Genomic DNA, 13,157 nt, shown 5'->3' with positions numbered 1-13,157 from the left:
GGTCTTGCACGCCGGGAGCATTGACTGGGGGCATACGTGAAGGGTACTCAGGTTTCGTGACATCTCCGTGGTCCAACTGGGCCGGCAACCAGACCGCGACCGCCGCCCGCGTCGCGCACCCGGCCACCGCCGCCGAGCTGGGCGAACTCCTCCGCGCCGCGGCCGGCGACGGTCTGCGGGTCAAGGCGGTCGGCAGCGGCCACTCCTTCACGCCGGCCGCCCTGACCGACGGGGTGCGGGTCGAACTCGACCGGATGGCGTCCCTCGTCCGGGTCGACGGGGACCTCGTCACGGTGCAGGCCGGCATGCCCCTGTCGGTGCTCAACGCGACGCTCGCCGCGCACGGCCTGGCCATGCCCAACCTCGGCGACATCGACGCGCAGACGATCTCGGGCGCGCTGTCGACCGGCACGCACGGTACCGGTGCCGGATTTGGTTGCCTGTCCACGTTCATCGAGGCGCTCACGCTGGTCACGGCCGATGGCGCCGAGCTGTCCTGCTCGGCCACCGACAACCCGGACCTCTTCGCCGCGGCGCGGGTCAACATCGGGGCGCTGGGCGTGCTGAGCACCGTCACGCTGCGCTGCGCTCCGGCGTTCACGCTGCGCGCCGACGAGCGCCCGGCCATGCTCGGCGACGTGTGGTCCGGCCTGCCGGAGCACATCGGGGCCAACGACCACTTCGAGTTCTACTGGTTCCCGTACACCGACCGGGTCCAGATGAAGCGCAACAACCGGGTGCCGGCCGCGGACTCGCCGCTGCCGGGCTGGCGGCGCTGGCTCGACGACGACTTCCTGTCCAACACGGTCTTCGGCGCCGCCTGCCGTCTCGGCCGCGCATTTCCGGCGACGGTACCGCCGATCAGCCGCATTTCGGCGCGTGCGCTGTCGGCGCGCACCTACACGGCATCCTCGCACGAGGTGTTCTGCACGCCCCGGCGGGTCAAATTCGTGGAGATGGAGTACGGCCTGCCCCGCGAGGCACTGCGCGAGGCGTTCGACGGGCTGCGGGCGGTGATTGCCGGCCTGCCGTACAAGATCCAATTCCCGGTGGAGGTCCGCTTCACCGCCGCCGACGACATCTGGCTGTCGCACGGCTACGGGCGCGACAACGCGTACATCGCGATCCACCAGTACGTCGGCGCGCCCTACGAGGAGTACTTCCGCCGGTTCGAGGCGGTGACCACGCCCCTGGGCGGGCGGCCGCACTGGGGCAAGATGAACTTCCGCACCGCCGAGTCGCTCGCCCGGGCGTATCCCCGCTTCGCCGACTTTCAGGCGGTCCGGGACAAGCTCGACCCGAACCGCCTGTTCGCCAACGCCTACACCGAGTGCGTCCTGGGTTAGTCCAGGGTTAGTCCTGGGCTAGTCCAGGCCTAGTCCAGGGCTAGTCCTCGGAGGGGGCCGCCTTGCGCGTCGAGGTGGCCTTCTTCGGCGCGGTCTTCTTCGCCGGGGCCGCCTTCTTCGCCGCCGTGGTCTTCTTCGCGGCGGTCGTGGTCTTCTTGGCCGCCGTCGCCTTCTTCTCCGCCGGAGCGGCCTTCTTCGCCGTCGAGCGGGCCTTCTTCGGCGCCGGGCCCTTCGCGCGCTTCTCGGCCAGCATCTCGCTGGCCTCGTCGAGCGTCAGGGCCTCGACGGTCTGGCCGCGGCGCAGCGAGGCGTTGAACTCGCCGTCCGTCACGTAGGGCCCGAACCGGCCGTCCTTGATGACCAGCGGCTTCTCGGTCGCCGGGTCGTTGCCCATCTCGCGCAGCGGTGGCTTGGCCGCCTGCCGGCCGCGGGTCTTCGGCGCGGCCAGCAGGGTCAGCGCCTCGTCCAGCGTGAGCGTGAACAGCTGTTCGTTGTTCTCCAGGGACCGGGTGTCGGAGCCGCGCTTGATGTACGGCCCGTAGCGCCCTGGCGAGGCGGTGATCTCCTGGTCCTCGGCGTCGTGGCCGACGACTCGCGGCAGCGACAGCAGCCGCAGCGCCTCCTCCAGGGTCAGCTGCTCGGGGTTCTGCGTCTCGAACAGCGACGTGGTCTTGTCGCCGCTGGACACGTACGGGCCGTACCGGCCCGACTTCACCACGATCGGCTCGCCGGTCTCGGGGTGTTCGCCCAGCTTGCGCTCGCCGCCGGTGCCGCCCACGAACAGCTCGCCGACCTTCTCCGGGGTGAGCTCGTCGGGGGCGATGCCCTCGGGCACCGGGGCGCGGTCGCCCTCGTCGCCGTCGGGCGCGCCGGGGACGAAGCGCTGCAGATACGGGCCGTAGCGGCCGACGCGAACCACGACGTCGCGGCCGGCGTCGTCGCGGAACAGCGGGATCGAGTTGATGCCGCGCGCGTCGATCTCGCCGAGGCGCTCGGTCACCATCCGCTTGAGGCCGCCCTGACGCGCCACCGAGCCCTCGTCGCCGGTGTCGCCGCCGAAGTAGAACGGGCGCAGGAAGTCCACCGTGCTCTCGTCGCCGTTGGCGATCTCGTCGAGCACGTTCTCCATCGAGGCGGTGAAGTCGTAGTCGACCAGCCGCGGGAAGTGCTGCTCCAGCAGCCCGATCACGGCGAACGCGAGGAAGGACGGGATCAGCGCCTGGCCGCGCTTGAACACGTAGCCGCGGTTGTTGATCGTCTCCATGATCGACGCGTAGGTCGACGGGCGGCCGATGCCGAGCTCCTCCATCGCCTTGACCAGCGACGCCTCGGTGTAGCGGGGCGGGGGCTGGGTGGTGTGGCCGGTCGGGGTCAGCCCCTGCTCGGTGACCGGCTGGCCCTTGACCAGCACCGGCAGCCGCCGCTCGGTGTCGTCGGTCTCGGCGGACTCGTCGTCGGTGGACTCCACGTAGGCGCGCAGGAAGCCGGGGTCGGTGATCGTCTTGCCGGTGGCGCCGAAGTCGACCGACTCCTGCTGCGGGGTGACCGCGTTGATCCGCACCGAGGTCGAGTTGCCGACGGCGTCGTTCATCTGCGAGGCGATGGTCCGCTGCCAGATGAGCTCGTAGAGGCGCAGTTCCTCGCCGTTGAGCTCCTTGGCGACGTCGCCGGGTGTGCGGAAGGAGTCGCCGGCCGGGCGGATCGCCTCGTGCGCCTCCTGGGCGTTCTTGACCTTGCCGGTGTACCGCCGGGGCTGCGCCGGAACCGCGGCGGCCCCGTAGAGGTCGTGGATCTGCTGGCGCGCCGCCGCGATCGCCGACTCGGAGAGGTTCACCGAGTCGGTACGCATATAGGTGATGTAGCCGTTCTCGTACAGCCGCTGCGCGGTGCGCATCGTGTTCGCCGAGGACAGCCGCAGCTTGCGGGCGGCCTCCTGCTGCAGCGTCGAGGTGATGAACGGCGGATACGGCTTGCGGCGGTAGGGCTTCTCCTCGACCCGGGTGACCGTGAACGGCCGGCCCTCCAGGCGCGCGGCCAGGCCGCGGGCGCCCGTCTCGTCGAGGTGGATGACCCCGGCGCCGGGCCGGATCTGGCCGGTCTCGGGGTCGAAGTCGCGGCCGGTGGCGACCCGGTCGCCGTCGATCGCGATCAGCGTCGCGTTGAACGTGCGCGGGTCGTTCTCGGCCAGCAGCTTGGCGACGATGTCCCAGTAGTCGGCGGAGCGGAACTTCATCCGCTGCCGCTCCCGCTCGACGACGATGCGGGTCGCCACGGATTGCACCCGCCCGGCTGAGAGGCCGGGCTGGACCTTCTTCCACAGCACCGAGGACACGTCGTAGCCGTAGAGGCGGTCCAGGATGCGCCGCGCCTCCTGGGCGTCGACCAGCGAGCGGTTGATGTCGCGCGGGTTGGCGACCGCGGCCTGGATCGCCGGCCGGGTGATCTCGTGGAAGACCATCCGCTTGACCGGCACCTTCGGCTTGAGCGTCTCCAGCAGGTGCCAGGCGATGGCCTCGCCCTCGCGGTCCTCATCCGTGGCGAGGTAGACCTCGCTCGCCTGCTTCAGGAAGTCCTTGAGGCGGGTGATCTGCCGGCGCCGGTCCGCCGAGATGATATAGACCGGGGTGAAATCGTTGTCGATATCCACGCCGAGGTACGCCCACGGCTTGCCCTTGAGCGCGTCGGGCATGTCCTTCTTGCCCACCGGCAGATCGCGGACATGGCCGAAACTCGCCTCGACGACATAGTTCGGGCCGAGGTAGCCCGAAATCGTCTTGGCCTTCGCCGGCGACTCCACGATCACCAGCCGCTTCGTGTTGGCGGAGTTCGGCACAGTTCTCCCCGGTGCGGACGGACAGACGTCAAAGGTAACGCGCGCCCTTGCGCCGAGTTGCGCAATAGGACGCCCCGGCGCGGCTTGCGACACGCCGATCGGCGCCACGGTACACCCATGCACAACCGCGACCTGCCCGATCTTGCGAACGTGTCGCACTGCCTGCCGTATTTGTGGTGTTTTGTCCCCAGCGCGAGGGGCCAGTTTTCCGCAAATCACATCACCGGTACGGCACCGCCACCCTACGCGGAGTAGCCCAGCCGCCGCCTGGCACTATGCCGGCCAGCACCCCTCCGGCGCGTCCACCGGAGGCTCACCCACAAGCTCCGCAAGGCGAGTGATGCGCCGGAGTCCCACGATGCGGTACGCCGGGCCGCCCGAGTCCGCACCGACGAGCACGGCCGGCAGCCCGACCGCCATGAGCGCGTCGCCGACCGCGATCCAGTTGTCGGCGACCTGCCGGTCGATCCCCACCGGTTCCTCCTCGACCTCCCCCGCCACGTCCTCCGCGACGGGCTCGGTCACCCGCTCCGACACCGGGTCGAGCACGACGGTGGGCAGGTCACCGACCCCGGAATCGGGCCATTCATCCGCGGCGTCGTCGCCGAAGAACTCCTCGGCGTCGGCGAACTCGTCGGGCCCAGGATCGAAGGCTGTGATTTTGCTCTCGCTCTTGCGCTTGCGTACGTTCGGCCGCTCGGCGCGCTGCGGCCGGGCCGGAGGCCGCACGGCCGGGACCGGGGCCGGCGGCGCTGCCGGATCCGGCTCCGCCGCCTCCATCGCGACGGCCTCCCCAGGCTCGTCCGAATAGCCCGGATCATCCGGATCTTCCGGGGGCCGCAGGGGCCGCGGCGCGAGGCGCAGCAGGTAGGCGCGCGGCCCGTCGTAGCTGCCGGCCGCCGCGACCCACAGCCGCAGGCTCCGGCCGTCGAGCGCGAGCCCGCGCGGCGACACCTTGGTCCCCTCGTCGTCGAGCCACCGCGCGGCGAGCGGGGCCAGGGCGGCCGAGTACGCGGTGCGAAGCTGCCAGCGGTCCTCCTCGCCGGTCGGCTCGCAGCTCACCACCAGGCCGCGCGCCTCGAGCTCGGCACGCACCACCGCGCACCGCCACGCGTCGTCGACCACGATCGACACCCGGCCGGTGCCGCCCATCCGGCCGACCTGGCCGGCGCCGGCGAGCAGCCCCTCCAGGTCGATCGGCGCGGACGGGCGCGCCTCGACCCCGAACAGCGACAGTTGCCGGCCGCGGGCCGGCGTCATCGGCACTCGGGTACCTCGTCGAACGCCTGCTGCAGATCGGCCGGGCCGACGTGCGCCGGGTCGATCGCGCTGCGCTCGTACTCGTCCTTCAGCGTCGCGAACGCCGAACCGACGGCCGCGTAGAAGGTCTTCGCGTCGGCCGTGGGCAGGCCCGACACGGTGCGCTTGGCGTTGCCGTACGCGTCGCGGGCCTTGGCCAGCGACGCCGTGAACTGCTCGGCGACCTTCTTGCCGTCGGTGACCCGGGGCACACCTGCGCCGTCGACGCCGGCCCGGGCCTTCTCGCTGGCCGACTCGGCCCCGGCCAGCAGGTCCACGATGTTGGTCTTGATCTGCGCCGGCGTCTTGGCCGCCTGGAGCTGCTGCTGCGCCTTCGCGGTCAGGTCGGCGATCTCGGTGCGCCAGGGGGCCAGCGCGGTGCAGACCGACTTCGCCCACCGCTTCGGCTCGATCCCGTCGCCGCCGCACCCGGCCACCACGCACAGCAGGACGGCGGCGGCGAGGAGGCGGGCGGCGCGCATGGTGAGCAGCGTAGAACCGATCGTCTGTTCGAGAAAACGCGACGCTCCGGCCGAGACCGGCCGGAGCGTCGCGGTGTTGCGGATCGATGGGGTCAGGCGGTGACCTTCTCGGGAGCCGACTCCTCCGAGGCCGTGCCGTTGCCGGCGTCGACGGCGACCGGCTTGCGCTTGCTCAGCACCACCGCAACGACGATGACCAGCACCGCGGCGATCGAGATGACGTAGCGGAACGCGTGGTTGCCGTTGCCGACCGTGAGCGTGACCACGCCGGGCGCGATGAGCAGGGCGACCAGGTTCATGACCTTGATCAGCGGGTTGATGGCCGGACCGGCGGTGTCCTTGAACGGGTCGCCGACGGTGTCGCCGATGACCGTCGCGGCGTGCGCGGGCGAGCCCTTGCCGCCGTGGACGCCGTCCTCGACCAGCTTCTTCGCGTTGTCCCACGCCCCACCGGAGTTGGACAGGAACACCGCCATGAGCGTGCCCGTGCCGATCGCGCCGGCCAGGTAGGCCGCCAGCGGGCCGACGCCGAGGCCGAAGCCGACGGCGATGGGCGCCATGACCGCCAGCAGGCCCGGCGTGACCAGCTCGCGCTGGGCGTCGCGGGTGCAGATGTCGACGACCTTGCCGTACTCCGGACGCTGCGAGCCGTCCATGATGCCCGGGAACTCGCGGAACTGCCGCCGGACCTCGAACACGACCGCACCCGCCGAGCGGGCCACAGCGTTGATCGCGAGGCCGGAGAACAGGAACACGACCGCGGCGCCGATGAGCAGGCCGACCAGGTTGCCCGGGTTGGCCACGTTGAGCAGGATCGCGGTGGCCGCGTCGTCGGCCGCCTTGCCCGCGTTGCCGAGGGCGGTCTTCATCGTGTCGGTGTAGGAGCCGAACAGCGCCGTCGCGGCGAGCACCGCGGTGGCGATCGCGATGCCCTTGGTGATCGCCTTGGTGGTGTTGCCGACCGCGTCGAGCTCGGTCAGCGTGCGGGCGCCCCGCTCGTCGATGTCGCCGGACATCTCCGCGATGCCCTGCGCGTTGTCGCTGATCGGGCCGAAGGTGTCCATGGCGACGATGACGCCCACCGTGGTGAGCAGGCCGGTGCCGGCCATGGCGACCGCGAACAGCGACAGGGTGATCGAGCCGCCACCGAGCAGGAAGGCGCCGAAGACGCCCGCCCCGATGACGATGGCCGAGTAGACGGCCGACTCGAAGCCGACGCTGACGCCCGCGAGCACGACCGTGGCGGGGCCGGTCAGCGCGCTCTTGCCGATGTCCTTGACCGGGCGGCGCTCGGTCTCGGTGAAGTACCCGGTCAGGGCCTGGATGATCGCGGCGAGCGCGATGCCGATGACGACGGCGATGATGGCGGTGACGTGCGGGCCGAACGGCGGGGCGTCGCCGCCCTTGAGCTCGATGATCCTCTTGAGCCCCTCGGTGTCGCCCGACAGGCCCGCCCACGTGCTCGGCAGGTAGAACAGCGCGGCGGCGCTGACCAGGATCGCGGAGGCGACCGCGGAGATGTAGAACGCCCGGTTGATCGCGACGAGGCCGTTGCGGTCGGACTTGCGCAGGCGGGTGAGCGCGACACCGAGGATCGCGATGATCACGCCGATGGTCGACACGATCAGCGGGAACACCAGGCCCTGCTCGCCGAAGGCGGCGCGGCCCAGGATCAGCGCCGCGACCAGCGTGACGGCGTAGGACTCGAACAGGTCGGCCGCCATGCCGGCGCAGTCGCCGACGTTGTCGCCCACGTTGTCGGCGATGGTCGCCGCGTTGCGCGGGTCGTCCTCGGGGATGCCCTGCTCGACCTTGCCGACCAGGTCGGCGCCGACGTCCGCGGCCTTGGTGAAGATGCCGCCGCCGACCCGCATGAACATCGCGAGCAGCGCCGCGCCGAAGCCGAAGCCCTCGAGCACGATCGGCGCCTTGTCCTTGAAGATGAGCACCACCAGGGACGCGCCGAACAGGCCGAGACCCACGGTGAGGAAGCCGACCACGCCGCCGGTGCGGAACGCGATCTGCATCGCCTTCTCCCGGCCGCCGTCCTCCCGGGCCGCCGCCGCGACGCGCAGGTTGGCGCGGGTGGCCAGCGCCATGCCGGCGCCACCGATGAAGGCCGAGAAGACCGCGCCGACGACGAAGAACGCCGACCGGCCGATCTTGATCATGGTTTCGTTGGTTCCGGCGTCGTTCACCGGGAGCAGGAACAGCAGCACCACCGCGATCACGACGAAGATGCCCAGGGTCTTGAACTGGCGCGTGAGGTACGCGGACGCGCCCTCCTGCACCGCCCCGGCGATCTCCTGCATCTTGGGTGTGCCCCGGCCGGTCGCGAGTACCGCCTTGACCAGTGCCGCGGCGAAGCCCAGCGCCACGAAGGCGATGACGAGCGCGACAGCGACGTAGGTCAGGTTGCTCCCGGAAAGGGAAATCTCGCCGCCAGCGACGAGTGATCCGGACATTCGTTGTCCTCCTGTACCGACACATGACAGCGCCGCGAGCGGTCAGGCCGGCGGCGGGTTCTCCACGCGGGGAGCCGTGCTGAGCGACCGAGGTACCCAATGACCAGGGACGTCATACACGATCGCAGTACTCTAGCCGCCCTGCGTGTTCGTGGTCACACCGACTTGCACGTTTAAACAAATCGCTTCCTGTCGATTTGCTCACGTCGCTAGTCGCTGGACCGCTCCAGAGGCCACGACATACGGACCTCAGTCCCGACACCATCGGATAATTCGGACACAGTCAGGTCGTCGACGAGGCCCGCGAGCAGGGCCAGACCCATCCGTGCGGCGACCGCCTCCTCCGCCAGCAGGTCGGGCGGGGCGGTCAGCGGCAGGGCCGGGTCGGACAGCAGGACAACAGCCTCGTCCTGAGGGGCGCGGGAGACCATCGCGCCATTGGCCGCGCGGTCGACCACGCGGACGGTGAACCGGTCGCCGTCGGCCATGGCGACGTCGACCAGGTCGTCGAGGCCGTGCGAACGGTGCAGCGCGACGGCCCGCGAGCAGGCCTCACCGATCGCGAGCCGGACCTCCTCGAGCAGCTCCTCGCCCACGCCGGCCCGCCGCGCGACGGCGACGCCGACGAGGCGCGCCGTGCGGACGTGGGCCGGCGCCGGCGAGAAGGAGAGACGTACCGTCGGCATGGACCTACGCCGGGGGGGGTTCGGTGCCCGCGCCGGTCGCGGCGGCCACGGTGTCGTACAGCTGGAACACGCGGTCCAGCGCCGTGATCCGGAAGATCTTGAGCAACCGCTCGTGCGAGCACACCAGGCCGAACGTGCCGTTGACCCCACGGAGCCGCTTGAGCGCGCCGACCAGCACGCCAAGCCCGGTCGAGTCGAGGAACTCCACCCGGCTGAGATCCACGACGACGTGCCGGGCACCCTGCTCGACAAGCTCGACGAGCTTCTCGCGCAGTCGCGGCGCGGTGTAGACGTCAACCTCGCCGCCGACCTCAAGCACCGTATGGTCGCCGGAGTCGTACGTCGACAACGACAGCTCCATGCGGACCTCCTCCTCTGGCGGCCAAAATGTGCGAGCCCTCCACGGGCATCTAACCATCGACGCCCGAGCCGGGCGACGCTCCACCCCCTTTCCCACATTTGGTCGGCGTGTATCGCAATCCGGCTTTCGAACAGGTGTTTTAGAGTGCTGGGCGTGCTGCTCCACACCGAAACGCTCCCCCGCCGCGACGGCGTCGTCGTCCCCTGGCCGGAGTGGGTGCCCGAGCCGGTCCGCACGGCCTTCGGCTTCCAGCCCTGGCGCCACCAGGCCCTCGCCGCCACCGCCGCCTGGGAGGGCACCCACACCGTGGTCGCGACCGGCACCGGCTCGGGCAAGTCGCTGGCCTACCAGGTACCCGCGCTCGCCCGCCTCCTCACCGACGAGCGGGCCACGGTGCTGTACGTCTCGCCGACCAAGGCCCTCGCCGCCGACCAGCTGCGCGCCCTGACCGACCTCGGCCTGCCCGGCCTCTACCCGGCCACCTTCGACGGCGACACCTCCCGCGAGGAGCGCGACTGGGTCCGCCGCCACGCCCGGGTCGTGCTCACCAACCCGGACATGCTGCACCACGGCATCCTGCCCGGACACGCCTCCTGGGCCCGGTTCCTGCGCGGGCTCGCCTTCGTCGTCGTGGACGAGTGCCACGCGTACCGCGGCGTCTTCGGCTCCCACGTCGCCCACGTGCTGCGCCGCCTGCGCCGCATCGCCGCCCGCTACCGCGCCACCCCCTGCTTCGTCCTGGCCTCGGCGACCTCCGGCGACCCGGCCGCCTCCGCCGAGCGGCTCACCGGCCTGCCGGCCACCGCCTTCACCGAGGACTCCTCCCCGCGCGGCCCGATCACGTTCAAGCTCTGGGAGCCGCCCCCAGCCACCCCAGCCACCCCCGACGGCCCGCGCCGCTCCGCGCTCACCGACACGGCCATCCTGCTCGCCGACGCCGTCTCCCGCGACGTCCGCACCCTGGCCTTCGTCCGCTCGCGCAAGGGCGCCGAGCTGGTCGCCACCATGGCCCGGCACAGCCTCGACGCGGCCTCACCCGGCCTCGGCTCGCGCGTGGCCGCGTATCGGGCCGGCTACCTGCGCGAAGACCGCCGCGCCCTGGAACGCGACCTCATGGACGGCACGCTGCTCGGCCTCGCCTCCACCAACGCCCTCGAACTCGGCGTCGACCTCACCGGCCTCGACGCCGTGATCATGTCCGGCTACCCCGGCACCCTCGCCTCCCTCTGGCAGCAGGCCGGCCGCGCCGGCCGGGCCGGCCGCGCCGCGACCTGCGTCCTCGTGGCCCGCGACGACCCCCTCGACACCTACCTCGTGCACCACCCCGAGGCCCTCTTCGGCCGCCCGGTCGAGGCCACCGTCTTCGACCCGGCCAACCCGCACGTGCTCGCCCCGCAGCTGTGCTGCGCCGCCGCCGACCTCCCCCTCACCCCCGCCGACCTCGCCCTCTTCCCCGACGGCACCCCGGCCGTGCTCGACGCCCTGGTCGCCGCGGGCCTGCTGCGCAAGCGCCCGTCCGGCTGGTACTGGACCGAGCGCGACCGCCCGGACGTCGACCTGCGCGGCGCCGGCGGCGGCCCGATCGCCGTCGTGGAGTCGGCCACCGGCCGCCTCCTCGGCACGGTCGACACCGGCTCGGCGCACCACCAGGTGCACACCGGCGCCGTGTACCTCCACCGCGGCGCCACCTACGTCGTCGACAAGCTCGACCTCGCCGACTCCACCGCGCTCGTGCACGCCGAGGACCCCGACTGGAGCACCCACCCGCGCGACGTCACCTCGATGACCGTCCTGGCCGTGCGCGAGTCCCGCACCACCGGCCCGGTCACCCTGTCCCTCGGCGAGGTCGAGGTCACCAACCAGGTGGTCAGCTACCAGCGCCGCCGCCTGATCTCCGGCGAGGTCATCGAGACCTGCCCCCTCGACCTGCCCGAGCGCATCCTGCGCACCGTCGCCGTCTGGTGGACCATCGACCCCGACGCCCTGGACGACGCCGGCATCCCCGACGTGGAATGGCCGGGCGCCCTGCACGCCGCCGAGCACGCCGCCATCGGCCTCCTGCCCCTCGTGGCCACCTGCGACCGCTGGGACATCGGCGGCCTGTCCACCGCGGCCCACGCAGACACCGGCCTGCCGACCGTCTTCGTGTACGACGGCCACCCCGGCGGCGCGGGCTTCGCCGAGCGCGCCTACTCCACGGCCGTCACCTGGCTGACCGCCACCCACGACGCCATCCGCGGCTGCCGCTGCGAGCACGGCTGCCCGTCGTGCGTGCAGTCCCCGAAGTGCGGCAACGGCAACAACCCCCTGAACAAGCCCGAGGCCGCCCGCGTCCTGTCCCTGGTACTCACCCACCTCCGATCGCCATGACCTCCCGCCACCGTGAGGGACTCGGACATCGCCAAACCCGAACCCCTCTCGGCGTGCCAGACTCAGCGCCTCATCCACACCTCCGTTTCTCCCTCCGATCGCGGTCCCGCGGCGCTCTGCTCCCTGAACGCCGCGAACCGAGGTCTGTCACGTGCCGGCCTCACACACCCGGCGCGGACCGCGCCGGCCTCATGCGGTCATGACGGGGCCGGCCCGTGCCTCGGCCCTGGCGGCGAGGCCCGTGAGCGTGGGGACCTCGACGGTCACCGTGACGACCGGCCCCGCGACCGCGCAGGAGGCGAGCCGCCCGCCGTTCTCGCCGGCCAGCCGCCCCGCCGCCGCGCAGGCCGCCGCCTCGCCCTCGCCCTCGACCGCCGCCATCGCCCCGGCGAGCGCCCCGGCATCGGCCGCGTTTCGGGCCCGGTGCCGGGCCACGACCACCCCGCCGCCGGTCACGAACCCGAGCGCGAACAGCACCAGCGCGAGCCCGACGCCGAGCATCAGGAGCGAGGCCGAGCCCCGATCGCCGCGGCCCGGCCCGCTCACGGCCCGGCGACGGCCTGCGGCTCGGTCATCGCCACCGCCCGCTCCTCGACGGTGAACCCGGACAGCATCGGCGCGGGAACCCGCATGCGTACGGTCACCCGCACCAGGTCCCCGTCGTGCTCCACCGCCACGTCGGCGCCCTCCACGAGGTCGGGCACCGGCTCGCCCCGCGCCACCGCCCGGGCCGCGACCCCGGCCGCGTCGAGGCAGTTCAGCTTCGCGAACAGGGCCGTGAACGTGACCATGCCGGTCACGAGAAGGACCACGATCACCGGCATCGCGATCGCGACCTCGAGCGCCGCCGAGCCGCGCTCCCGGCTGCGCCGGTGCCGGGCGGTCCCGCGGTGCCCGCGCACATGCCGCTCGGCCCGCCGCCGATCGGCACCGCGACGCCGCGCCGATGCCGGGCCGGGACCGAGGTTGGGGTTGACCTTGATGTTCGGGCCCGGGTTGAGGCCCGGGTTCGGGCTGGGGTCGGCGGCAGGCGCCGGCCCAGCAGCATGCAGGGCGGCGTGCAGTGCGGCGCGGCCGCGGGCGATCATGCGAGGCTCCGCATGACGATGCCGGTCAGGTGCGCCCGCACCTCCGCGGACGTGACGATGGCCAGCAGGACGCCGGCGAGGGCCACGCAGATGATCATCACCATCGCGTATTCGACGGTCATCGACCCCTCCTCCCCGCGGCGAACGGCGAGCAGGCGGGCCTTGATGGAGTACACGGTCAGATCTCTCCTTCTGGATCGGAACAGGACTGGATCGGAACCACGTCT

The 13,157-nt window shown here is 71.9% G+C and carries 11 protein-coding genes; 2 read left to right on the top strand and 9 right to left on the bottom strand.

Translation table 11 applies throughout. From position 1 onward, the window contains the following. Nucleotides 1-56: 56 nt before the first annotated feature. A complete protein-coding gene (locus ACGFI8_RS13025; protein WP_392803780.1) occupies nucleotides 57-1,346 on the top strand; it encodes a D-arabinono-1,4-lactone oxidase in 1,290 nt (429 codons plus the stop codon). Between the two features lie 40 nt (nucleotides 1,347-1,386). On the opposite strand, the gene topA is transcribed toward ACGFI8_RS13025, so the two are convergent. The 6 genes from topA to ACGFI8_RS12995 form a co-directional block, all read right to left on the bottom strand. After that, nucleotides 1,387-4,179, bottom strand: a complete 2,793-nt coding sequence (gene topA, locus ACGFI8_RS13020) for a type I DNA topoisomerase (protein ID WP_392803778.1) — start codon at nucleotides 4,177-4,179, stop codon at nucleotides 1,387-1,389. 273 nt (nucleotides 4,180-4,452) lie between these two features. Continuing rightward, nucleotides 4,453-5,445: a hypothetical protein gene (locus ACGFI8_RS13015; RefSeq protein WP_392803776.1), complete on the bottom strand. Its 993-nt coding sequence runs from the start codon at nucleotides 5,443-5,445 to the stop codon at nucleotides 4,453-4,455. Then, nucleotides 5,436-5,960, bottom strand: coding sequence for a hypothetical protein (locus tag ACGFI8_RS13010; RefSeq protein ID WP_392803774.1), 525 nt, complete (start codon nucleotides 5,958-5,960; stop codon nucleotides 5,436-5,438). Before ACGFI8_RS13010 ends, ACGFI8_RS13015 begins: the two co-directional genes overlap by 10 nt. Nucleotides 5,961-6,052: 92 nt before the next feature. Next, nucleotides 6,053-8,425, bottom strand: coding sequence for a sodium-translocating pyrophosphatase (locus ACGFI8_RS13005; protein ID WP_392803772.1), 2,373 nt, complete (start codon nucleotides 8,423-8,425; stop codon nucleotides 6,053-6,055). Between the two features lie 209 nt (nucleotides 8,426-8,634). Next, a complete protein-coding gene (locus ACGFI8_RS13000) occupies nucleotides 8,635-9,111 on the bottom strand; it encodes an ATP-binding protein (protein ID WP_392803770.1) in 477 nt (158 codons plus the stop codon). Between the two features lie 4 nt (nucleotides 9,112-9,115). Beyond that, the gene (locus ACGFI8_RS12995; RefSeq protein WP_392803768.1) at nucleotides 9,116-9,472 is read right to left on the bottom strand and encodes an STAS domain-containing protein; all 357 of its coding nucleotides are present in this window, start codon (nucleotides 9,470-9,472) and stop codon (nucleotides 9,116-9,118) included. A gap of 153 nt (nucleotides 9,473-9,625) precedes the next feature. Here ACGFI8_RS12995 and ACGFI8_RS12990 point away from each other — a divergent pair, with 153 nt between their 5' ends. Then, nucleotides 9,626-11,842 carry a DEAD/DEAH box helicase gene (locus tag ACGFI8_RS12990; protein WP_392803766.1) on the top strand — a complete coding sequence of 739 codons (2,217 nt, stop codon included), beginning with the start codon at nucleotides 9,626-9,628 and terminating at the stop codon, nucleotides 11,840-11,842. A gap of 189 nt (nucleotides 11,843-12,031) precedes the next feature. On the opposite strand, the gene ACGFI8_RS12985 is transcribed toward ACGFI8_RS12990, so the two are convergent. From ACGFI8_RS12985 to ACGFI8_RS12975, 3 genes are read right to left on the bottom strand one after another with little or no spacing between them, the layout of a single operon-like run. Beyond that, on the bottom strand, nucleotides 12,032-12,388 hold the full coding sequence (locus tag ACGFI8_RS12985; RefSeq protein ID WP_392803765.1) for an Rv3654c family TadE-like protein: 357 nt from the start codon (nucleotides 12,386-12,388) through the stop codon (nucleotides 12,032-12,034). Then, nucleotides 12,385-12,930 carry a TadE family type IV pilus minor pilin gene (locus tag ACGFI8_RS12980; protein WP_392803763.1) on the bottom strand — a complete coding sequence of 182 codons (546 nt, stop codon included), beginning with the start codon at nucleotides 12,928-12,930 and terminating at the stop codon, nucleotides 12,385-12,387. Before ACGFI8_RS12980 ends, ACGFI8_RS12985 begins: the two co-directional genes overlap by 4 nt. Continuing rightward, entirely contained in the window at nucleotides 12,927-13,106 is a 180-nt protein-coding gene (locus ACGFI8_RS12975; protein ID WP_392803761.1) for a DUF4244 domain-containing protein, read from the bottom strand. The genes ACGFI8_RS12980 and ACGFI8_RS12975 overlap by 4 nt, the downstream gene beginning before the upstream one ends. Nucleotides 13,107-13,157 lie beyond the last annotated feature (51 nt).

Origin of the sequence: Dactylosporangium sp. NPDC048998 (genome assembly GCF_043197855.1) — a bacterium.
Classification (GTDB): Bacteria; Actinomycetota; Actinomycetes; order Mycobacteriales; family Micromonosporaceae; genus Dactylosporangium.
Note: the sequence above shows the minus strand (reverse complement) of the source record. Positions and strands in the feature narration are given on the sequence as shown.